At 64.2% G+C, this 22,489-nt stretch carries 20 protein-coding genes; 6 read left to right on the top strand and 14 right to left on the bottom strand.

Going from position 1 to position 22,489, the window contains the following annotated elements; all coding sequences use genetic code 11:
• The first annotated feature begins 2 nt into the window (after window positions 1–2).
• Both P4U43_RS12600 and P4U43_RS12595 read left to right on the top strand, forming a co-directional pair.
• Window positions 3–1,013 (top strand): LacI family DNA-binding transcriptional regulator, encoded by a 1,011-nt coding sequence (locus tag P4U43_RS12600; protein WP_277359050.1) that lies wholly within the window; start codon window positions 3–5, stop codon window positions 1,011–1,013.
• A 43-nt stretch (window positions 1,014–1,056) separates the two neighbouring features.
• Window positions 1,057–1,815 (top strand): alanine--tRNA ligase-related protein, encoded by a 759-nt coding sequence (locus P4U43_RS12595; RefSeq protein ID WP_277359049.1) that lies wholly within the window; start codon window positions 1,057–1,059, stop codon window positions 1,813–1,815.
• Here P4U43_RS12595 and P4U43_RS12590 read toward each other — a convergent pair.
• The 9 genes from P4U43_RS12590 to P4U43_RS12550 form a co-directional block, all read right to left on the bottom strand.
• Complete coding sequence (locus P4U43_RS12590) at window positions 1,812–2,849, bottom strand: MFS transporter (RefSeq protein ID WP_277359048.1); 1,038 nt, start codon at window positions 2,847–2,849, stop codon at window positions 1,812–1,814. The two genes, P4U43_RS12595 and P4U43_RS12590, sit on opposite strands and share 4 nt — an antisense overlap.
• Before the next feature lie 20 nt (window positions 2,850–2,869).
• Window positions 2,870–3,718: a hypothetical protein gene (locus P4U43_RS12585; protein WP_277359047.1), complete on the bottom strand. Its 849-nt coding sequence runs from the start codon at window positions 3,716–3,718 to the stop codon at window positions 2,870–2,872.
• 3 nt (window positions 3,719–3,721) lie between these two features.
• Complete coding sequence (locus P4U43_RS12580; RefSeq protein WP_056545896.1) at window positions 3,722–4,522, bottom strand: exodeoxyribonuclease III; 801 nt, start codon at window positions 4,520–4,522, stop codon at window positions 3,722–3,724.
• A gap of 18 nt (window positions 4,523–4,540) precedes the next feature.
• Window positions 4,541–5,362: an ammonia-dependent NAD(+) synthetase gene (gene nadE / locus P4U43_RS12575; protein WP_277359046.1), complete on the bottom strand. Its 822-nt coding sequence runs from the start codon at window positions 5,360–5,362 to the stop codon at window positions 4,541–4,543.
• 84 nt (window positions 5,363–5,446) lie between these two features.
• Window positions 5,447–6,445, bottom strand: coding sequence for a sugar phosphate isomerase/epimerase family protein (locus P4U43_RS12570; protein ID WP_277359045.1), 999 nt, complete (start codon window positions 6,443–6,445; stop codon window positions 5,447–5,449).
• A 24-nt stretch (window positions 6,446–6,469) separates the two neighbouring features.
• On the bottom strand, window positions 6,470–7,573 hold the full coding sequence (locus tag P4U43_RS12565) for a Gfo/Idh/MocA family protein (RefSeq protein ID WP_277359044.1): 1,104 nt from the start codon (window positions 7,571–7,573) through the stop codon (window positions 6,470–6,472).
• Window positions 7,570–8,325, bottom strand: coding sequence for a sugar phosphate isomerase/epimerase family protein (locus P4U43_RS12560; protein ID WP_277359043.1), 756 nt, complete (start codon window positions 8,323–8,325; stop codon window positions 7,570–7,572). The genes P4U43_RS12565 and P4U43_RS12560 overlap by 4 nt, the downstream gene beginning before the upstream one ends.
• Before the next feature lie 38 nt (window positions 8,326–8,363).
• Window positions 8,364–9,536, bottom strand: a complete 1,173-nt coding sequence (locus P4U43_RS12555) for a Gfo/Idh/MocA family protein (RefSeq protein WP_277359042.1) — start codon at window positions 9,534–9,536, stop codon at window positions 8,364–8,366.
• 87 nt (window positions 9,537–9,623) lie between these two features.
• A complete protein-coding gene (locus P4U43_RS12550) occupies window positions 9,624–10,667 on the bottom strand; it encodes a substrate-binding domain-containing protein (protein WP_277359041.1) in 1,044 nt (347 codons plus the stop codon).
• A gap of 155 nt (window positions 10,668–10,822) precedes the next feature.
• On the opposite strand from P4U43_RS12550, the gene P4U43_RS12545 reads away from it, so the two are divergent.
• The 4 genes from P4U43_RS12545 (at window position 10,823) to P4U43_RS12530 (ending at window position 15,972) form a co-directional block, all read left to right on the top strand.
• Window positions 10,823–12,343, top strand: a complete 1,521-nt coding sequence (locus tag P4U43_RS12545) for a sugar ABC transporter ATP-binding protein (protein ID WP_277359040.1) — start codon at window positions 10,823–10,825, stop codon at window positions 12,341–12,343.
• Window positions 12,340–13,410 carry an ABC transporter permease gene (locus tag P4U43_RS12540; protein ID WP_404800736.1) on the top strand — a complete coding sequence of 357 codons (1,071 nt, stop codon included), beginning with the start codon at window positions 12,340–12,342 and terminating at the stop codon, window positions 13,408–13,410. Before P4U43_RS12545 ends, P4U43_RS12540 begins: the two co-directional genes overlap by 4 nt.
• Window positions 13,411–13,480: 70 nt before the next feature.
• A complete protein-coding gene (locus P4U43_RS12535) occupies window positions 13,481–14,560 on the top strand; it encodes a polyprenyl synthetase family protein (protein ID WP_277359039.1) in 1,080 nt (359 codons plus the stop codon).
• A gap of 143 nt (window positions 14,561–14,703) precedes the next feature.
• Entirely contained in the window at window positions 14,704–15,972 is a 1,269-nt protein-coding gene (locus tag P4U43_RS12530) for an ROK family transcriptional regulator (protein ID WP_277359038.1), read from the top strand.
• A 120-nt stretch (window positions 15,973–16,092) separates the two neighbouring features.
• Here P4U43_RS12530 and P4U43_RS12525 read toward each other — a convergent pair whose 3' ends face one another.
• The 5 genes from P4U43_RS12525 to P4U43_RS12505 form a co-directional block, all read right to left on the bottom strand.
• Complete coding sequence (locus P4U43_RS12525) at window positions 16,093–18,291, bottom strand: PQQ-dependent sugar dehydrogenase (RefSeq protein WP_277359037.1); 2,199 nt, start codon at window positions 18,289–18,291, stop codon at window positions 16,093–16,095.
• A gap of 209 nt (window positions 18,292–18,500) precedes the next feature.
• Window positions 18,501–19,922: an alkaline phosphatase family protein gene (locus P4U43_RS12520; protein WP_277359036.1), complete on the bottom strand. Its 1,422-nt coding sequence runs from the start codon at window positions 19,920–19,922 to the stop codon at window positions 18,501–18,503.
• A gap of 59 nt (window positions 19,923–19,981) precedes the next feature.
• A complete protein-coding gene (gene eboE, locus P4U43_RS12515) occupies window positions 19,982–21,106 on the bottom strand; it encodes a metabolite traffic protein EboE (protein WP_277359035.1) in 1,125 nt (374 codons plus the stop codon).
• Complete coding sequence (locus tag P4U43_RS12510; RefSeq protein WP_277359034.1) at window positions 21,106–21,984, bottom strand: TatD family hydrolase; 879 nt, start codon at window positions 21,982–21,984, stop codon at window positions 21,106–21,108. Before P4U43_RS12510 ends, eboE begins: the two co-directional genes overlap by 1 nt.
• 13 nt (window positions 21,985–21,997) lie before the next feature.
• Window positions 21,998–22,489: EboA domain-containing protein (locus P4U43_RS12505; RefSeq protein WP_277359033.1), on the bottom strand; the 492-nt coding region annotated here is incomplete at its 5' end.

The following is a 22,489-nucleotide window of genomic DNA, read 5'->3' as shown; positions in this document are numbered from 1 at the left end:
CCGTGACCGGCATCGAAGATGTTGCGGTAGCCACGGGAGTTTCAACCGCAACCGTGTCGCGCGCCCTGCGGGGCCTCGCCGGAGTTTCGGCGGGGACCCGCGCCCGGGTACTGAGTGCCGCTCAGGAACTCGGGTACGTGCCGTCGTCAGCGGCGTCCGGCCTGGCCTCTGGACGCACCATGGCGATGGGCGTGCTGCTGCCCCTGATCGAACGCTGGTATTTCTCGGCCGTCCTTGAGGGGGTTGACCGTCAGCTCAGGGCCGCGGGCTACGACCTCATTGTTTTCAGCCTCGGCGGAACGGGAGTCAACCGGGAACGCGTGTTTCACCGCTCCATCCTGCGGAAGCGCATCGACGCCCTCCTGGTCATGTGTATGGAGCTCACCGAAGACGAGCACCTGGCTTTGAGTGAACTGGAATCGCCCACCATTGTGGTGGGCGGTTCCGTTCAGGGAGTGCGGCACGTCGGCATCGACGACGGCGCTGCCGTGCGGGACGCCGTCGAACACCTGATTTCCCTTGGCCACACCAGAATTGGGCACGTGCGCGGAGGCGGTGCCTTCGGTCTCTATTTCGAGGTGCCCCGCATCCGCGAGGAGTCTTATCTAGCGACCATGGCCGCCCACGGGCTGCCCCTGTGGGATGACTGGTCCGTGTTCGGCGATTTCCGGTTCGGTGAGGCCAAGATCGCCGTGAAGCGGATGCTGTCCACCGTGGATGAACGCCCCACCGCACTGTTCTGCTCCTCCGATGAGATGGCCTTCGGCGCCCTGATGGCTGCTTCCGAACTCGGCATCAGCGTGCCCGGGGAACTGTCGATCGTGGGTATCGACGATCACGAGTTCGCCGGGCCTATGGGCTTGACCACCGTGCGGCAAGTGCCTGAGGAGCAGGGAGCCTTCGCCGCGGATCTGCTCCTGAGGGAGCTGGAGGGGGCGCTGCCCGTGCTGAACCCGCCAACGCAACCCCATGAACTCATCCAGCGCGCCTCGACGGGTCCGGCACCCCGCTAGCTGCTACCGCCCTGGTTTCAATTCGGTCGCTACGCTGGTACGCATGGCTACTGAACTCCTCTACCTTGACGATTTCGATGTCCTGACCGCGCCCGCAACCGTCACAGCGGTGACCGTGCTCGAGGACGGCAGGCTCGACGTTGTACTGGACCGCACCTGCTTTTACCCCCGCGGCGGCGGACAGGACTGGGACACCGGCACCATCCGCGGTGGGCACGCCGCCTTTCGGGTCGAGGAGGTGCGCCTCGACGAGCACGGGGTTGTCCATCACCTGGGCGCCGGTGAAGCGTGGAAGGAATCCGCGGGCGGGGAGGCAACATTGGAGGGCGCCGCCGTCGTGCTGGAAGTGGACGCAGACCGGAGGGCTGTCAACACGCGGCTCCATTCCGCAGGGCATATTGTTGATCTCGCCGTTGAGCGGCTGGAACTGCCCTGGGTGCCAGGTAAGAGTGCGCACTATCCGCACATGTCCTTTGTCGAGTACACCGGGGACGTGCCCGGTGAGGTGGAGGATGTCCGGCAGCGCATCGAACAGGAGGTCGCGCAGATCATCGGCGAAGGCAGCCGCAACGAGATCCGGTTCATGCCGGTTGCGGACATGGGTGAGTACTGCAGGCATGTCCCGGACAACATCCCGACCAACAAGCCCGCGCGGATTGTGCTCTACAACCAGACGTTCGGCGTACCGTGCGGTGGAACCCATGTCCGGGATGTCGCGGAGGTCGGTACGCTGAGCATTCCCAAGATCAAGTCGAAAAAGGGCGTCACGAAGGTCTCCTACGCTGTGGAGGACGTCAACTAGCGGCGTCCGAGTCCAGCAGGTCCGCCTCGCACGCCGCCCGGAAGGGTGAAACCGCCAGGATCAGTGCGGCCGCCAGCATGACCGCCGCGGCGGATGCTCCCGCCGCCCGCCTGCCCGGCTGCCACCAGTGGTGCCAGAACCACGACGACGACGGCGGCCGGCTGGGCCAGCCTCGCCGCCACCATGACCCGTCCGGTGCCGTAGCGCTCACCCCAGCCCGAGGACCAGGTGGTGCCCAGCACCGCACCGATTCCCGCTCCGCCGAGGACAAGACCCAGGCCGAGCGCGCCGAGTTGAAGGTCATTGAGGATCAGGGCCGGAAGAACGGTGCCGACCATCGCTGAGCCGATGAACCAGACGTGCGAGCTGAGCGCCAGCGGCCGCAGCATCCGGTGGCCGTAGATCCACCGCAGGCCCTCCGCAATCCTCCTGCGCACCGTCGTCGTGCTGGGCTTTGCACTTCCGCGCGAGGGGATGGTGAGCAGCACCAGTCCGGACAGGAGGTAGCTGAGCGCGTCGATGAGGAGCGCGAAGGGCGCGCTGATGAGGGCGACCACCGCGCCGGCGACCGCGCCGCCCGAGGCCTGAGCCACTGTTTCGCTCTGCTGTAGGCGGGCGTTGGCCCGGACCAGCTGTGGCCGGGCCACCAGTTGGGGGAGGAAAGACTGGTAGGCGGCGTCACCGGCCAGCGCCAGGGTGCCGAACAGGAACATCAGCACCACCAGCACCGGAACGGACGCCAACCCCAGCAGGGTGAGGACACACAGGGCGGCGAGGATCGCTGCGCGCCCCAGATCTCCCGCCACCAGCACCGTGCGTCTGCGGAAGCGGTCCACCCAGACGCCCGCCAACAGGCCGAACAGCAGATAAGGAAGCCAGCGGGCAGCATTGACGGCTCCCTGATCCAGCGCCGTTCCGTCCAGTGTGACAAGGATGAGCACTGACAGCGCCACGGTGGTGAGGTAGGTACCGAAATCCGAGACCGTCGAAGCAACCCAGAACTGGACAAAGGCGGGATTCCGGCGGAGCTGCATGCGCTGCGGAGTCCGCCGGCTCAGGACGCGCGTGCGAGCTGGCGAATGGGAACCCACCGTGACGCGAGGCGGCGGTAAGCCGCGGCCGCGCCGGTCATATCCGCTTCGGCGAGGCACTCGATTCCCATCCGGACATCCATGGGGGACTCGTCCGGAAATACCAGGTCCGCAACCGGTCCGTAGTCGAGTTCGACGACGGCGTCGCGGCGGAAAGACTGCAGCCACTCCGTGATTTCGGTGAGCTCTTCCAGCAGATCAAGCTCCGGAGCAGCGATGGCGAGCCCGGCTACGGCACGGCGCGCACGATCGATGCAGTCGCTGATGGTGGCGGAGACTCGGACGGTGTGGACTTCGCCGTCGTCGTCCACCACCTCGGTGAGGTCGTCTTCGTGGATGAGGACAAACCAGGCGAAGGGGATGCCCCACGTCGCAGAGCGGGTATGCAGCTTGGCGGTGGATTCGGTCAGCGTTTCGGGATCGAGCCGCGCCTGGTGCGCCTCCCTCGCGATCTCCGGGAGGAGCACATCCATCAGCGGACCGCGGATGGTCTGCTCGAGGGACTCAGCGGACAGGTAGGTGCGTACCGCCAGCTGATTGGGGCAGTAGTAGGGCGCGGTGGTGCCGTTGCTGCGCGGGAAATGCAGCACGCGCACAAGATCCTGCGCATGGTGCGGAAACGGGTCCGATACTGCGCGCGTTATGCGCCGCATCGCATCGATGCGTTCCAGCTGCTCGGTGACCCTGCGGCCGCGGGTCCGCTGTTCCAGGATGGCGAGCTGCTGGGCGTCACTGAAGGCATCAAGCGGCTCATACACCCGTAGGTAGGAAACGTAGGGGAAACTGCTGCCGGCGCCGGGCACGTCTGCCATGGATCAGGTCAGCTCTACGATGACCGGCGCGTGGTCAGAGGCGCCCTTGCCTTTGCGTTCCTCCCGGTCGATCGACGCGCCGCTGACCCGCTCTGCGAGGGCGGGGGAGGCCAGGATGAAGTCAATACGCATGCCCATGCGCTTGGGGAAGCTCAGCTGCTTGTAGTCCCAGTAGGTGTAGACACCGGGGCCCGGGGTGTGGGGGCGGACAACATCGGTGAAGCCCGAGTTCTCGAACGCGTGGAAGGCTGCGCGCTCCGGCGGGCTCACATGCGTGTAGCCGTTGTTGACGAAGAGGTCGATATCCCAGACGTCCTCATCCTGCGGCGCGATGTTCCAGTCCCCCGTCAGCGCAACCTGGGCGGAGGGGTCTGCCTCCAGCAGTCCGACGGCGTGCTTGCGCAGCAGCTCAAGCCATTCGACCTTGTACGCCATGTGCGGGTCCCCGAGCGCCCGCCCGTTCGGTACGTACAGGCTCCACACGCGCACGCCGCCGCAGGTGGCGCCGATGGCGCGGGCCTCCTGCACGGGGTCGGTGTCCTTCCCGAACACCGGCTGCCCGGGGAAGGTGCGCTCAACATCGGTCAGCCCCACACGTGATGCAATGGCGACGCCGTTCCACTGGTTCAGGCCGAAGTGCGCCACCTCGTAGCCGCTCTTCTCGAACATGTCCCAGGGGAAGTTGTCGTCCTTGCACTTGGTTTCCTGGATGGCTAGGACGTCCGCATCGGAGCGGTCAAGCCAGGCTTCCACGCGGTCGGCACGGGCTCGGAGGGAATTGACGTTCCAGGTCGCTATTTTCACAGTTGCTACGTTACCTAATCAGCGCCACCACGAGTCGTCGGGGGAAACCGGGACGGTGCGCTTGTGCCGGGTCATCAGGTAGCGGCGCTCAATCAGCTGCGCGGCTTCCTCGGGAACGTCCCGACCCTCGAGGTAGTCATCGATCTGCTCATAGGTGAGACCGAGCTCGTGCTCGTCGCTCTGCCCCGGGTTCTCATCCAGCAGATCCGCGGTGGGGATCTTGTTGTAGAGGCGCTCCTGCGCGCCGAGTTCCTTCAAAACCTGCCGATTCTGCCGTTTGTTCAGGCCGAACAGGGGAAGGATGTCTGCCCCGCCGTCACCGTACTTGGTGAAGAAGCCGGTGACTGATTCCGCGCCGTGATCGGTGCCGATCACCAGTAGGTTGTCATCACCGGCCAGGGCGTACTGCGCCACCATTCGTACGCGCGCCTTGACGTTGCCCTTGTTGAAATCGGACATTTCGTTGCCTGCAGCGCTGGTGAACTCAGCCTGGAAACCGTCCACGGCGGGAGCGACGTTGTAGACAACGGACCGGTCCGGTTCGATGAACGCCAGGGCCGCCTGGGCATCGTCTTCGTCATGCTGCACGTTGTACGGCAGGCGAGCCGCGACGAACGTTGCCTCCACGCCGTCGGACCTCAACTCATCAGCCGCCAGCTGCGCGAGCTTTCCGGCAAGGGTGGAGTCCAGGCCGCCGCTGATGCCGAGCACGAAGCCCTTGGTGCCGGTGGCCCGGACGTAGTCCTTGAGAAAGTCCACGCGCCGGCGGATCTCCTCCGCAGGGTCGATGGTGGGGCGTACGCCCATTTCCTCGATAATCTTCGCCTGGAGTTCACGCATGCGACCCAGCGTACTCAGTTTTTGTCGCCTACCTGCTGCCTAAAACGCGCGTAAACCGCAGGTAGGCGACAAAAACTCCAATGGCTACTGCTTGAAGGCGGCGTCGAAGGACAATGACGACGGCGCGAAGTCGAACTTCTTGAGGAAGGCCAGGGCCTCGGGGGCTCCGTCCAGGCGGTCCATGCCGGCGTCTTCCCATTCAACCGAGATCGGCCCGTCATAGCCGATCGAGGTCAACGCTCGGAAGCTGTCTTCCCAGGGCACGTCTCCACGGCCCGTGGACACGAAGTCCCAGCCGCGGCGCGGATCTCCCCACGGCAGGTGGGAGGAAAGGATGCCGTTGCGGCCGCCGCCCATCCGCATCTTAGTGTCCTTGCAGTCCACGTGGTAGATCCGGTCAGCGAAGTCGGAGATGAAGGCTACCGGGTCGATCTGCTGCCACATGAAGTGGCTCGGATCCCAGTTGAGGCCGAAAGCGGGACGATTGCCGACGGCGTCAAGCGTGCGCTTGGTGGACCAGTAGTCGTAGGCGATTTCGGAGGGATGCACCTCGTGTGCAAACCGCACACCGCAGTCATCAAACACGTCCAGGATGGGGTTCCAACGGTCGGCGAAATCCTGGTAACCGGCATCGATGACGTCCTGGCTGACGGGCGGGAACATCGCGACATACTGCCAGATCGAGGACCCGGTGAACCCGACGACCGTCTTCACCCCGAGTTTCTGCGCAAGCTTGGCGGTGAGCTTCATTTCCTCCGCTGCACGCTGCCGGACGCCCTCCGGATCGCCGTCTCCCCAAACGCGCGGCCCGACGATGGCTTCGTGGCGGAAGTCGATCGGATTGTCGCAGACCGCCTGGCCCTTGAGGTGGTTGGAGATGGTCCAGACCTTCAGGTTGTTGCGCTCCAGAATGTCGAGACGGTCCTGGATGTAGTCATCGTCGTCCCACCGCCACGCGTCCAGGTGGTCTCCGGAGACTGCGATTTCCAGGCCGTCGTAGCCCCACTGGCCCGCGAGTTCGGCGATCTTCTCAAACGGCAGGTCGGCCCACTGGCCGGTGAAAAGTGTGAAGTTGCGTGCCATGATTTTTCTCCTTGTGTGAGTGGGTCAGGAAAGCGTGCGGCTGGTGGGATCCCAGTCCTCGGGCAGCGGCTCGGCAGCCACGGCTGAGCTGGCAACGTCAACGAACGTGCGACTGTCCACCGACTCCGCGATCGAAGCCATGGTGTCCAGGACGTGGAAGGCAGTCTCCCCTTGTGCGCGGTGTGGAACGCCGGCGCGGATTGAGCGGGCCAGGTCGAGGACGCCTGTGCCGCGCCCGAAGGTGGAACCGACCGCCGGGAAGGTCTCCCAGTCTTCGGCGCCGTGGCGGTGGAGGCGGATGTCGCCGTCGAACATGTTGGGATCCGGGAAGGCAATGGTGGCTTCCGAGCCGGTGATCTCGACGAAACCGTGCCGGGGGAGCGGTGAATCGAAGCTGAAGTTGCTCGTGGCGGAAGCGCCGCGCTCGAACTGCACCAGGGCGCTGACATGGGTCGGAACGGTGACGGCGAACTCCTCACCGGCGCGCGGGCCGGAGCCGATGATGCGCGTTTCCCGCGACCGTGATCCGAGCGCAGCAACGGTCCCGATCGCACCGAATGTCTGAACGAGGGCTGTCAGGTAGTAGGGGCCCATGTCGAAAAGCGGGCCGGCACCCTCCTGGAACAGGAAGGCCGGGTTGGGGTGCCAGGCCTCAGGCCCGGGGGACTGCATGAGGGTCAACGCAGTAAGCGGCACTCCGATGTCCCCACGCTGGATCATCCGGAGGCCTGTTTGCAGCCCCGCGCCGAGGAAGGTGTCAGGGGCGCAGCCCAGCCGGAGGCCGGCGTCGGAAGCGGCCTTCAGGAGTGACCGGCCTGATTCGCGGTCGAGCGAGAACGGCTTCTCACTCCACACGTGCTTCCCCGCAGCCACAGCGTCGAGCCCTACCGGTACATGCGCGGCGGGAGTGGTCAGGTTGACGATGATGTCGACGTCCGGGTGCGCGAGCGCGTCCTCGACAGTCCCGGAGGCAGCGATCCCGAACTCCTCGGCACGCGCCCGGGCGGCCTCGGGGAAGAGGTCCGCGACGATATGGACCTGGACGTCGGGGAACGCCGTGAGATTGGTCAGGTACTCCTTGCTGATGACGCCCGCACCGATGATGCCGACGCCCACCGGGCCGCTCATGCTCCTGCCTGCCTGGAGTCCGCCTGCAGGTAGTGCAGGCTCGCCTCGAGCGCCTCGAACAGGTCACCGGCGCTGTCATCGAGCTCGACGACACCTACCTCTACCGATCCGGCAGCGGCCAGGACTGAGGGGACGTCCATCCGTCCGGCGCCCACCGCCACCTGCGAGGTGTTGTCCTTGTCCAGCGCGCCGTCCTTGAGGTGGATGAACCGCACGCGGTCGCCGAGCTTCGCGAGCAGTTCGGCTGGATCCTGCCCGCCCACTGCCACCCAGTAGGTGTCCACTTCAAGTACGACGGCGGGATCCAGGGCGCCGGCGAGGACCTCCAGCCCGGTGCGGCCGCCGAAATCGGTTTCCACCTCCCACCAGTGGTTGTGGTAGCCGACGGTGATGCCGTACTCCGCGCCGAGGGCCGCCACCTCGTTGAGGGCCTGTGCGGTCTGCTCGACGGCCTCCTCGGTGGTCCACCGCTCAGGGTGCACCATGGGCTCGATGACCGTGCCGATGCCCAGTGTCCGGGCTGCTTCGAAGATGAGGTCGCGGTCGCCGTCGAGCAGCGGTGCGTGGCCCGACGGAGCGGCCATGCCGTTGCGTTCCAGCGCAGCGGAGAGCGCCGCCGTGTTCGCTGCGAAGTTGTAAGGCTCGACCCGTGAGAAACCGATCGATGCAAGTCTGTCGATGGTGCCGTCCAGATCAGCCTCGAGGGCTTCGCGGACGGTATAGAGCTGGACAGACAGGGGTGGAGTTGGCACGTGGGATCCTCTCACTGGCGCCGTCGGGATAGCCGGTACTAGATAGTCTTAGTCCAGATGCTGTCAGCTTCCGCGCTGCGCTCCACACCGTTGAGGACCTTCTGCACCTGCAGTCCGTCCGCGAAGGACGGCTCCGGCTGGCGATTCGCTGTGATTGCTTCGACGAAATCCTTGGCCTGATGGGCAAATCCATGTTCATAGCCCAGGATGTGCCCGGTGGGCCACCAGGCAGACATGTAGGGGTGGGAGGGCTCCGTCACCATAATGTTGGTGAAGCCCTGCCGGGTATCAGGCGCGGTTGCATCGTAGAAGCCGAGCGAGTTCATGTTCTCCAGATCGAAGGAAATCGCGCCGGTGGAGCCGGCCACCTCAACGCGCAACGCGTTCTTGCGCCCGGTGGACATGCGGGTCGCTTCGAATGAGCCCACCGCGCCGCCGTCGAACCGGCCGCTGAACAGGGCAAGATCGTCCACTGTGACGCTTCCCCGCTCGGCTGAGGCCGTGCCTGCGAGCCCGGAGGCTTCGGCCAGCAACGGACGCTCGTGCACAAAAGTGTTGAGGATCCCGCTCACACCTGTGATCTTCTGGCCGGTGATGAACTGCGAGAGATCTACCGCATGCGCGCCGAGGTCACCGAGTGCGCCGGAGCCGGCGGATTCCTTCTGCAGCCGCCACGTCAGCGGGGCGTCGGCGTCAACCAGCCAATCCTGCAGGTACGCGGCACGTACCTGACGGACCTCGCCGATTGCACCGGACTGAACCAGATCCCTCGCGAAGGCCGCTGCAGGAACGCGGCGATAGGTGAAACCAACCATCGCGAAGACGTTGTTGCCGGCGCGGTCAGCGGCGGCTGCCATCGCCTCAGCCTCTTCGAGGGTGTTGGCGAGCGGCTTCTCGCACAGAACGTGCTTTCCCGCCTCAAGCGCTGCAATGGCGATCTCCGCATGGGATCCGCCGGGAGTAACGATGTCGATGACGTCGATGTCGTCGCGGGCGATGGCCGCCCGCCAGTCAGTAGCCGTCTCTTCCCAGCCCCATTTACGAGCCGATTCCTCTACTCCACGGGCGTTGCGCCCCACGAGCAGGGTCATCTCCGGCCGGGCCGGCAGGTCGTGGAAGCGCGGTGCAACCCGCCACCCCTGCGAATGGGCAGCCCCCATAAATCCGTGTCCGATCAGGGCGATTCTCAGGGGTGGTGCGTCGTTGTGCATGTTTCCTCTTTATCCGGCGGCGGTTATAAGCAGTTGGATGGAGGCGGGGCGCCCTGCCAGCGATTGAGCGCCCCGCCCCTTAGTGTCCTACGATTCGAAGGCCGTCGGCAGGTACTGCTCAACGTTCTCACTGGTGACAACCGGAGCGTTCAGAACGATGCGCTTCGGAACTTCCACTTCTACCAGGTCGCTCATGGCCTTGCCCTGAGCGATCAGGCGGGCGAGCAGGATGCCGTCTGCTGCCTGAGTGGACGGGTAGATGACGGTAGCTTGGAGAACACTCTCGCCCGACTCGATTTCACGCATTGCGTTCGCGGATCCTGCGCCGCCGACCATGAAGAACTCATCGCGACCCGCGTTGTCGATGGCGGCCAGGACGCCGATGCCCTGATCGTCGTCGTGGTTCCAGATGGCGTCGATCTCAGGAGCTGCGGAGAGGAGCTGCGATGTTGCTGCCTCGCCGCCCTGGACGGTGAAGTCGGCTGCGACGCGGTTGTCCACGTCGAGGCCGCAGGACTCAAGTGCGTCCGCGAAGCCCTGGCTGCGGTCCTGTGTCAGCGGCAGCGAGTCGATGCCTGCGATCTCGGCGACCACTGCATCCTCATTGCCTTCGAGCTGCTCGCAGATGTAGGTGCCTGCGCTGACTCCCATTCCGTAGTTGTCGCCCAGAATGGTGGTGCGGGCGGCGAACGGGCTGGAGAATTCGCGGTCCACATTGATCACGGGGATGCCGGCTTCCATGGCTTGGGTGGCGACCGGGGTCAGAGCGGCGCCGTCGGTCGGCAGCAGCACGATGGCATCGACGCCGTCGTTGATGAACTGCTCAACCTGGCTGATCTGCAGGTTCGCGTCATTGGTTCCCTCGGCTACGCGCAGATCGATGTCCGGGTAGTTCTCCGCCGTCGCGATAGCGGCGGAGTTGATGGCGCCGAGCCAGCCGTGGTCGGCAGCGGGCCCGGAGAACCCGATGACTACGGTGTCGCCCTCGGCCTGGTTGCCCTCAACGGATGCATTGGTGGGCTGCGTGTTGGTGTTGCCCGCTTCGGCAGTACACCCGGTAACAAGGGCACCGACAGCCAGGAAAGCACCGGTGGTGACGAGCATCTTCCGGCCCGTACGAACTGCAAGCATGTGTATCTCCTCAATGAGTTGGATGCGTCTTCGCGAGCGGAACAGCTTGCCTCTGCAGGACCGCATCTTCGCGTGACTGCAATCACAATAACAGAAGATTGAGCGAAATCGACGACTTTATACCGATTGCCGACATAATGTGTTAGCTTCGTCTCATGTTCGAAGAAGATCAGCCACAGCCATTGCTCGAAGTTCGAGGAATCACCAAGCAATTTGCGGGTGTCCAGGCGCTCAAGGGCGTCGACCTGCAGGTGCTTCCGGGCGAAGTCCACTGCGTCATGGGCCAGAACGGAGCCGGCAAATCCACCCTCATCAAAACGCTCTCGGGCGTGCACCAGCCCGACGGCGGCGAGATCCGCTGGGAGGGCGAGCAGATTTCAATTCCGAGCCCCACCGCAGCCCTGGATCTCGGCATCGCCACCATGTACCAGGAACTTGACGTCGTGGACGGACTCTCCGTGGCCGAGAACATCTTCCTCGGCCACGAGCGGAGCAGCGGCGGCGTGCTCCACGTGAAGAAGACCAACGCAATTGCCCGCAACCTGCTGAAGCGGCTTGGGCACGGCAGCCTGTCGCCGTCCACAGAGGTCGGCACGCTTTCGGCTGCCAACAAGCAGATCGTGAGCATGGCGCGCGCCCTGTCCCGGGACATCAAGCTGATCATCATGGATGAGCCCAGTGCAATCCTGGACTCCGGCGAGGTCGCCAACCTGTTCCGCGTCGTTCGGGAACTCACCGCGCAGGGCATCGCCGTCGTCTATATCTCCCACCGGCTCGAAGAGATCCGGCAGATTGGTGACCGCATCTCCGTCATCAAGGATGGCCGCAGCACCGCGAGCGGGCTCAGTGTCACGGACACCCCGAAGGCGGAACTCATTCGGCGAATGACCGGCCGAGACGTCGAGAACGTCTTTCCGGAGGGACAGCCGGTGGCGTCCGACGCACCCGTGGTCCTGGAAGTGGACAACCTGGAACTCGACGGCCACTTCGAGCAGGTCAGCTTCACCGTGCGCGCAGGGGAAATCGTAGGTTTCGCCGGGCTCGTCGGATCCAAACGGTCCGAGATTCTCGAGACAATTTACGGTGCGCGGAAGTCTTCCTCAGGGAAAGTGTCCGTGAACGGCAAGCTGCTCAAGCCCGGATCCGTTCCCGCCGCGGTCAACGCAGGAATCGGACTTTCGCCGGAGGAACGCAAAAGTCAGGGCCTGATCCTCGACGAGCCGATCTTCAAGAACGTGACGCTCTCAAGCTTCGAACGGTTCGCTCGCGCGGGCAGCCTGAATGAGCGTGCAGAGCGGGATGCAGCACGCGAGCAGATTGCCGCCCTGGAGCTGCGTCCAGCCGATCCGGATCGCCCCGCCCGCACGCTTTCCGGCGGAAATCAGCAAAAGATCCTGCTCGCCCGCTGGCTGGTGCACGGAACTTCGGTCCTCCTGCTGGACGAACCGACCCGCGGCGTTGACGTCGGCGCGCGTGCTGAAATCTACGCGCTCATCCGCAGACTCGCGACAGCCGGAACGGCAATCATCGTCGTCTCCAGCGAAATCGAGGAGGTGCTCGGCCTCGCGGACAACGTGCTCGTTATCGATGACGGCAGAGTACTCACTCACACCAAAGCAAGCGATCTAGACGAGCACGGAGTGCTCGACCTCGTCATGAAGGGAAGTGCCGCGTGAGCGAGCAAAATACCAAGGTGGCTGAACCGCGTCCCGACGCGACGGCCGACCACAGCGAACCCAAGGCCAACCCCGTGCAGAACTTCCTCAGAGGTCCGGCGGGGCGGAACGTGGGACTGGTCATCGCGCTCGCACTGCTCTTCGTGGTGGGAGCGGTAACCAGCGGGGACCGGTTCCTGAACCCCGAAAACATGCTCACCATCCTGCGGTACGCGTCGATCATCGGCGTAGTCAGCGTCGGTGTCACCTTTGTCATCACCGCGGGCGGCATCGATCTCTCTGTGGGCTCGGTGCTCGGCCTGACCTCGGTGGTTGCGAGCCTCACCAGCGTGCAGTTGGCAGCGACCCAGTCATCCTGGATTCTCATGGTGATCGTGGCGCTGGCCGTCGGCGCCTTCGCCGGTCTGGTCAATGGACTGGTGGTCGCTTATGGCAATGTCGTCTCCTTCATTGCCACTCTTGCCATGCTGGTGGGCGCTCGCGGGCTTGCCGAACTCATCTCCGGCCGCAGCACTCAGATTGTGACCAACCGCGACTTCTCGCAGATCATGCGCAGTGATGTGCTGGGCATTCCGATCCTCGTCTGGATATTTGTCGTCGTGGCCGTGGCGGGCTGGTTCCTCCTGAACCGCACCACCTTCGGCCGCCGGACCATCGCCATTGGCGGAAATCTTGAGGCTGCCCGGCTTGCGGGTATCAAGGTGAAGCGCCACCAGGTCTACCTCTACGTCCTCGCGGGTCTCACCGCTGGCATTGGCGGCGTCATGATGCTCGGCCGCACCACAGCCGGCACGTCCACCCACGGTCTGCTCCTCGAACTCGAGGTAATTGCCGCTGTCGTTGTCGGTGGAACACTCCTTATCGGTGGGCGCGGAACCATCATGGGAACCGTCCTCGGCGTGCTGATCTTCAGCACCCTGGTGAACGTCTTCACCCAAAACAACCTGGATACCTCCATCCAGGCGCTGGTCCGCGGCCTGATTCTCGTCGTAGCGGTCCTGCTGCAGCAGCGCTTCGCAACCCGCGGCAAAACACGACGGGCAAAACCCAAGCCGGTGAAGGTCTAGCCGGAAAGCTGGTTGCAGCCCACCAGCCGGCTCCCGAGTTCCGGGAGCGGCGAAACAGGAGGATGAGTCGGTGAACCTGAACGTGGACCATGCGCTGAAGGGCAATACGGACCTCGAGCTGATCGAAGATGTGCTCCAGCGATTCTTCATCGACGCCAAACTCCGGGCTGTATCGGTCAATGCGACCTACCTGGAACTTTGGGAAGCTCTCGAACGGGCAACCGCGGGCGGCAAACGCTCCCGCCCGCGGTTGGTGATGCTCGCCTACCGGCAGCTCGGGGGCACCGACTTCCCGAGCGCGGCGCAGCTCGCGGCTTCCTACGAGCTCCTGCACAGTGCGCTGCTCATTCACGATGACGTCATTGACCGTGATTTCGTTCGCCGCGGCAATCCCAACGTGTCCGGCCACTACCGGAACAGGGCCTTACGTGCCGGTGTGCCTCCAGTTCCCGCAGAACATGCGGGAGTATCGGCGGGCGTGCTTGCCGGCGACCTCGCCCTCTCGAGCGCCTTCCGGCTATTGAGAAGCATCGATGCCCCGGCTGCCGTGCGCCGGCGACTTGACGAGATTCTCGATGACGCAATTTTCTGCTCTGTAGGCGGCGAGGTTCTCGACATCGAGTTCAGCCGTACGGCGGACATGCCCTCCCTCGAGAACATCACCAAAACGGCTCATCAGAAGACATCGGTCTACTCGTTCGAGGCACCGCTGCAGGCCGGCGCCGTACTGGCCGGCGCGCCCGATCCAGTTGTCACCGCGCTGACTTCGTTCGGGCGGTACGCCGGCATCGCTTACCAGTTGGCCGATGATGTGCTGGGTGTGTTCGGCAAGGAAAGCCGTACCGGGAAAACCACCTGGGGAGACCTGAGGGAAGGCAAGCGGACGGCCCTGCTCGCCTACGCGGCCGCGAGGCCGGAATGGAGCAGCATAGCCGCGCTGATCGGATCGGCAGGCATGACTGCCGCCGATGCCGAGTACATCCGCTCGGTACTGGTGGCATGCGGAGCGAAGGAATACGCGATCAGTCTGGCCACCGAGAACGCCCACCTCGCCGTCATGCACCTCCAGTCCGACGACGTTCCGGCGGACCTGCGCAGCAGCCTCGAGGGCATGCTCTTCTCGGTCATCTCAGACGTGAACTCCAACTAACCTCATTCCTGCTGCTCCGCCACGGTTGCCCTCCGGAACTGCACCGCGAGAGACCTAGCCGTAAATACTTCGTGGTTCCCCGTTATCATGAAGGAACAAATCCGGCACCGAGGCGATCTGCCAGGAAGGCGCGTTCCTCCGAAATGACTTCGCCATCGCAGGATGAACGCATTCGCCGCACGGTCGCGGGTACCAACCTCGGTAATAACCGCGATTCAACCCGGCAGCACAATCTCTCAACGGTGCTGCGGCTCGTGCACTCCATGGCAGGCGTCTCCCGCGCACAGCTCACCCGGGCCACGGGGCTCAACCGCTCAACCATTGCCGCACTCGTCGGCGAACTGGTCCAGCTGGGCCTCGTTGTGGAGAGCAACCTCGACCTGGCGCAGCAGCACGGCCGCCCCAGCATCATGATCGAGCCGAGCCGCGGGGCACTGGCGCTGTCGGTGAACCCGGATATCGACGTCGTCAGCGTGGCACTTGTTTCGCTCGGCGGCCACATCGTGAATCCGGTACGGTTCCATACGGTTCGTGCGCCGTCGGTGCCCGAAGTGGTGAATATCGTGAAAGCGGTCTACTCGGGAATGCGCACGTCGCTGCCCGCCGGACACAGGATCATGGGGGTTGGGCTGGCCATTCCAGGGTTGGTGGATCCCGTCGATGGAACGGTTATCGAAGCGCCGCACCTCGGCTGGCGTGATGAACCGCTCGCCGCACTTCTCAGCGATGCACTGAAGCTTCCGGTCATCGCCGCGAACGACGCCGTTGTGGGCGCCCGTGCGCAGGCGACCTTCGGCGCGGGCCGGGACGTGTCAGACCTCGTCTATCTCTATGGGGGAGCCAGCGGTATCGGCGGAGGTGTCATCAGCGGCGGCCGTCTCATCAGTGGGGCGACCGGGTTTGCAGGTCAGCTGGGACACACCCATGTGCGTTCGGGTGGTGCGGCGTGTACGTGCGGGTCTTCCGGCTGCCTGGAAGCCGAGGTCACCCGCGAAGAGCTGATCGCCGCCGTCGGTCTGCCTGCGGGTGAGACGGAGAATCTTGAAGAAGCAGTGATGGAGAAGCTGCAGCAGGAGGGGTCCCAGGCGTTGAGGGACATCATCGAGCGGCAGGTCCAGCTCCTGGCCGTAGGGCTCAAGAGCGTCGTCAATCTGCTGAATCCCTCCATGATCGTACTGGGAGGGTTCCTGCGGATCCTGGATCGCGCCGCCCCCGACGCCCTGAGCGAGGCGCTGCGCGCTCCCGGTACGCGCGGTCCACGAGAGCGCGTGGCCATCGAACTGGCTCCCCTGGGCGAAGATCCCATTCTGGTCGGTGCCGCGGAGCTCGCGTTCGAACCCCTCATCCGGAATCCTGCCGGCTTCCTTCGATTTCACGACGACGACGCCGACGTGCCGCTTTCCTTCGCATAGCGGACAATCTTTCGGACCACGAAAAAGCGGATCCTGTTCCAGCCTTTGCTGGAACAGGATCCGCTTTTCTTATCAGGGCCAGATGGCCCTTACAGCGCGATCAGCGTGATTCGTGCGGAATCAGTTGGGGATGATCACCACTTCAGCGGTTCCGGTCAGCGGATCGGAAGCCGCATCGCCGGCGTCAGTGTAGGACGCATTGAATACTGCCGAGAGATCGTCCACTGCGGGATCGTGTCCCTCAGGAACCGTGGTGGTGATGGTTCCGGTGCAGCCGGTGGTGGTGGTCTGCGGGTGTCCGTGGGTGTGGTGGCCCAGGATGTAGGTGACCTGAACCAGTGCGCAATCGACGGGCTGGTCGTCGGTGACGCGGACTTCGTAGGAAACGGTGTCGCCGAACTGGAAGGGCTGGTCCGCAACCGGAGTAATGAATTCGACAACCGGTGCCTGGTTTCCGACTTCAATGGTCACTTCTGCGGAGGAGTGCTTTCCCCGGTGCTTTCCGCCCTGGTCGGTGACCTGAAGGCTTGCGGTGTAGGAGCCGATCTCCTCATAGGTGAACGTGGGGTTCGCCTCTGTTGAGTCCACGGTGCCGTCGGAGTTGAAGTCCCAGGCGTAACGCAGCTTGTCGCCGTCGGCGTCTGCCGTGCCTTCGCTTGAGAACTGGACGGTCAGCGGGGCTGAACCAACGGTGGGAGTACCGGAGGCCACTGCTACCGGGCTGTGGTTGCCGTTCTCGCCGATGTAATCAATGCGGGACAGCTGCGCATCAGGGTTCTCGCCGAAGTAGCCGTCGCCGTACTCGAGTACGTAGAGCGCGCCGTTGGGGCCGAACTCCATGTCGATCGGGTTGTCTGTGACCAGCGAGTCCACCACGTTCTCAATGGAGACGAGCTCACCGTCGGCGGTGGTCATGCCCTTGATGTAGTCGCGGGTCCACTCGTAGAAGAAGGACATTCCGTCGTAGTACTCCGGCCAGGCGACGGGTGCGCGGCCCTTGGTGGCCTTCTTGTCGAAATCATAGGCAGGCCCGGCCATGGGACCGATTCCGCCGGTCTCCAGTTCAGGGAACTCAGCCGAAGCGCCGTACGAGTACCATGCCTGAGGCTGGGATACCGGCGGCAGCTCGCGGAGCCCGGTGTTGTTCGGGGACTCGTTGACCGGAGCATCGCAGTTGAACGTCTCACCGGAGGTGTTGGTGGCGAAATTGTAGTCAACGTACGGCAGTTCGGCGGTGGCGCAGTAGGGCCAGCCGTAGTTGGAAGGCTCGGTCACCGACATCCACTTGCCGGTTCCTGCCGGACCACGAAGCGGATCGGCTGACCGGGCGTCGGGGGAGTAGTCAGCGATGAGCAGTTCACCCGTGTTCTGGTTGAGCTCGATGCGGAACGGGTTGCGCAGGCCCATGACGTAGATCTCGGGGCGGGTCTGTGGAGTTCCCGGTTCGAAGAGGTTGCCCTCGGGGATGGTGTAGCCGCCGCCCTCGGTGGGGGTGATCCGGAGAACCTTGCCGCGCAGGTCATTGGTGTTGGCGGAGGTCCGCTGTGCATCGAATGCCGGGTTGCTGTCCGGGCGTTCGTCAATAGGGGTGTAGCCGCCGGATGCGAAGGGGTTGGTGTCATCGCCGGTGGACAGGTAGAGGTTGCCCTCGGCATCGAAGACGATGTCGCCGCCGACGTGGCAGCAGATGCCGCGGTCAACGGGAACCTCGAGGATTTCCTGTTCGCTGGCCAGATCGATGGTGGAACCGTCGAACTGGAAACGGGACAGGACAAGCGAGCCCTTGAAGGGCGCGAAATCGGCGGCGGTGCCGGTGGTCGGTGCGTCACCCTCGTTGATGCCCTCAGTGGCCGGATCATCTACCGGAGTGTCCCCCGGAGGCGAGTAGTAGAGGTAGACCCAGTTGTTGCCCTTGGTTCCGAAGTTCGGATCGAGCGCGACGCTCTGCAGACCTTCCTCGTCATGCTCGTAGACATCGAGGGTTGCCGCCAGAGTGTTGAGGCCGGATTCGGCATCATTGAGCCACACCTCGCCGCCGCGGGTGGTGTGCAGGACGTCATTGTTGGGGAGGACCGCAAGGTCCACCGGTTCACCTGGCGTGTCATTCAGGGTCACCTTTTCGAAGTTTGCGTCCGGCGGAGCCACCGGCGGTGCTGCGGCGTCCTTGGCCTGAGCCGGTGCAGCGGCGAATGAGGTGGCCAGCAGTGCCACCATTGCCAAACCTGCGCCCGCTCGTGCAGCGCGCTTCATTGAGAATCGTGCGGCATCGGTTCGATGCCCGGAAGCTTGCGCTATCCCGTGTTGATTGACTGTCATCATTCACTTTCTTCTCGCCTTTGAGGACCCGGGCCAGCCGGAGTCAGGTCACCTAGAACGCTAGTAGAAGCGTCTCGGTTCCGCTAGTGGTTTCAATAAACAAAGTTCGCAATTCTTCCGACACGCAAACAGATTCCGGGCGTGCAAAAGTGACTTGTGTCCAGTGAAACCGGCAGCAACGCGCGCCAGAAAATCTTTGTTGTTCGATCCAGCTAAAGTAGGGCTGCGGTCGTTGAGCTTCGCATCCCCTGTGTCTCGAGCACCAGCTGCTTCACCGCAGCCGCCGGCACCTGCCTGCCACCGTTCACGAGGGTTTCGATGGACGCCGGGACCTGGTCGTGGGAAGCGATGATCAGGGGCGTGCCGTTCTTCGAATCGGGTAACCGTCCATGCGTTCCGCGAACGTGCGTCGGGTCCAGCGGCACGGTGTTCATGGCATACCGCAGGCCGAGCTTCTTCTTGGCCAGATTCAGGCCGGCCTTTGCCTTGGCCAGTCTGTCCGCGGGGTTGAAGAAAAGTTCAGCCGGGTCGTATCCGGGCTTTCGGTGGATATCGACCCCGCGCGCGTATTCCGGAGCCCGGTCATCGTCGAGCCAGAAGTAATACGTGAACCATGCGCCGGGTTCGGCAACCACTACCAGCTCACCGGACCGCTCATGGTCGAGCCCGTAACGGGCTTGCGCTTCGCGGTCGAGGACCTCATCGACCCCGTCGGTTGCGCGAAGAATCACAGCCGCGCGCTTAACATCCGCCGGGTCGGAGACGTATACGTGGGCGACCTGGTGGTCTGCAACGGCGAAGGCCCGCGAGGTCCACGGGTCCAACTGCTCCTTCCCGTCCTGCACATACACTTCGAGCAGACCCTCACGCCGAAGCGTCCGGTTGATGTCCACCGGCTTTCGCGCTTCCTCGATGCCGTACTCCGAGACGACAATCACCGCGTAGCCGCGCGCCTCGGCTTCGTCCAGCAGCGGGGCGAGGACCCCGTCCAGGTCGGTTGCTGCCTGGGCTGCCTGGAGTGAATCCGGTCCGAACCGTTGAAGATCGTAATCAAGATGCGGCACGTAAGCCATCAGGAGATCCGGCGCCTGGTTCCGCAGGACATGGCGGGTGGAATTCACAATCCACTGCGTCGACTGGATAGCCGCGGTCGGTCCCCAGTACTGGAATAGCGGGAACTCGCCGTAGTGTCCCACCAGCTCATCATGCAGGGCTGGCGGACGCACGTACGCGTCCGGTGATTTCCGTCCGTCCGCATGGTAGATCGGTCGAGGGGTCACAGTAAGATCAGTGGTCATTCCCATGGCGTACCACCAGCAAATATTACCTGCCCGGTACCCGGGATCCTGCTGCCGGGCGGCCTCCCAGATCTTCTCTCCGGAAACCAGCCTGTTGTGCTGGCGCCAAAGGTGCACATCTCCCAGTTCGCGGAAATACCAGCCGTTCCCAACAATGCCGTGCTGCGCCGGAGCCAGTCCGGTCAGCATGGTCGATTGCACGGTGCAGGTCACCGCCGGCAGGACCGTCGCCAGTTCGGACGACCATCCCTGTGACGCGAGTTTGCTCAGGCGGGGCATTGAACGGAGGGACAGGGCAGTCAGCCCCACAACATCCAGCAGCAGTCCTGGTTTCACGGTTCTTCCTTGCAGTTGTCTTACCTAAATACGGATGAATGCTCAAGTGCTCCCAGCGATTACGACGCCGGTGCTGCCGCGAGCAGATGGGACTCGGCCCACCCGATCTCGGCGGCGATGCCGTCGACAATTCCCACCTGCCCGCTGGGCAGGACGCTCCAGGTGTAGGTTTCGATGTCCAGGTGCACTTCCCAGCCGTAGTGCCTGCGGGAAACCTCGGCCACGGTGTGCCGCAGCACAGCGGCAGTTGTCTCCAGCGGGGAGGAGGGGATGTGGTGGAGCGGGATGTGGAAATGAACCCGCCAGGGCGCCTTCCCGGGCAGGGTGTCGAGGGCCTCCGTCAGGTCATCGGCAGCCAGGATCCCGTTCTCACCCTGTTCCCGCACCTGGTGAAGGTAGCGCGGTTCGGCGAAGGCCGTGAGTGCGGCCCGTGCGGCGGCGCTGGAGGGGTCGGTTACGTGCAGGGCGGCCGAGGCCTGAATCTTGACCACTCTTAGGCCTGCCGCTTCGATCCGGTTGACGGCGTCAACCGGGTCAGCGAAGGACACAGCGAGGTGACAGGTGTCCACACACAGGCCGATGAACTCGGGATCAATGCCGCGGTCAATCCGCGCTTCCAGCCAGCCGGCAACATCGGCGACCGTATCTAGTACGCAGCCCGGCTCCGGTTCGACGGCGATGCGGACAGTTTTTCCCGTACGCTCCTTCAGCTCCCGCAAGCGGGAACTTAGCTCCACAAAAGCGGCGGTGGCGGCGTCGTCGTCGGCTTGTGTCCAGGGTTCCCGCCAGGCAAGGGGCAGCGTCGAGATCGAGCCGGCTGTGTTTTCCGGCAGGAGCGCAGCCAGGATCTCAGCGCAGTCGAGGGTGTATTCCAGCCGCCTCGGCTCAGCCCAGGTGGGCTTGTAGACGTCGAGTTTGACCACCTCGTTGTGGAAACCGCCGTAGGGAAAGGCGTTGATGGTGTGCAGCTGGAGGCCTTCCACCAACAGGACCTCACGGAGCGCCGCCAGATCATCGGCATTGTGGGCCAGCCGGCGCGCCAGCCCGGCGGGAAGCCAGAGCCCCACGCCGAGAATGTTCAGGCCCGCCTTCCGCCGGATGGGGCCGGAGTACTCGTGAAGCTGCCGGATCAGCCCGTCGAAGTCCTCGGCCGGATGGACGTTCGTGCAGTAGGAGAGGAGCATCAGGCGCGTGCACCCCGCAGGACCGAGTTGCCCTCGAATCCCGCTGTAGCGTTGGGAGGCTCTGCCGCGTCGAAGCCGGGGATTGGGTCGAGGATCAGCTGGCCGCTTTGACCGTAGAACTCGACAGGGTTGCGCCAGAGGACCTGATCGACGTCGTCGGCGGTGAAACCGGCATCAAGCATGGCGTGTGCGGTGCTTGAGGTCTTGAGCGGATCAGACCGGCCCCAGTCGGCAGCGGAGTTGACGAGCACGCGCTCTGTTCCGTAGCGGCTGAGAATTGCGACCATGCGCTGCTCATCCATTTTGGTGTCGGGATAAATGGAGAAGCCCATCCACGCGCCCGCGTCCTTCACTATTTCGACGTTGGTCTCATTGAGGTGGTCCACCACCACCATGCCGGGGGCGATGCCGGATTCGCGGACAACATCAAGGGTCCGGTGGGTGCCGGCCAGCTTCTCCCGATGCGGTGTGTGCACCATGACCGGCAGCGAATATTCGAGGGCAAGCTCCAACTGGCGGCTGAACGCGTGGTCCTCGGCGGGAGTCATGGAGTCGTACCCGATCTCGCCGACGGCGACCACGCCCTCCTTCACGAGGTAACGGGGGATCTCCTCGAGGACGGGAACGCAGCGCGGGTCATTCGCCTCCTTGGGGTTGAGGGCGATCGTGGCGTGATGCCGGATGCCGAACTGCGCGGCACGGAACCGCTCCCAGCCAAGCAGCGAGTCGAAGTAGTCGAGAAAGGAACCGACATTGGTGCGCGGCTGCCCCAACCAGAAAGCCGGCTCAACGAGCGCGCGCACACCGCTGGCGTACAGCGCCTCGTAGTCATTGGTGGTGCGGCTGGTCATATGGATGTGAGGGTCAAAAATGCGCATGGCTGGTTTCCCCTTAGGAAGTGGTCGAATGGCTGGAGGTGGCCAGGAGCAGCGTGACGTCGTCCGGGACCGGCCGCCCAGCGGCTGTCCGTTCGGCGGCGAAGTCGCCTGCCATCCGGGCAAGCTCGTCATCCGCACGTTCCTGCAGGTCCGTGACGGCACGGAGGCTGACCCCCATGAACACCAGCTTCAGCACGGCGTGGCGCCAGCTGTGCTGGTCCAGGTAGGCGGCTGCAAACGGCCCGACGGCGGCGGCAACAAGGCCGCTTTCGTTGGTTCTCAGGGCCTCAGTGGTGAGCCTCAATCCCGCGATTACGACGACGTCGGGAAGCTTCGGTGAGCGCGCGGCCAGCGCTGCCAGTCCGCGAAGCACGCCGCGGCGCTCCGCGGAGTCACCGCCGTCGTAAAGTGCCGACAGCGCAAGCGCCAGCTCTTCGGGCGGAATGGGCGTAACGAGCAAGTCAGGGCCATACGTGCCGTCGCCGTCGAGCTCCTCCACCGTGGC

It is taken from the genome of Arthrobacter vasquezii (assembly GCF_029455255.1).
Lineage (GTDB): Bacteria > Actinomycetota > Actinomycetes > Actinomycetales > Micrococcaceae > Arthrobacter_D > Arthrobacter_D parietis.
This window is presented reverse-complemented; position numbering and strand designations above follow the sequence as displayed.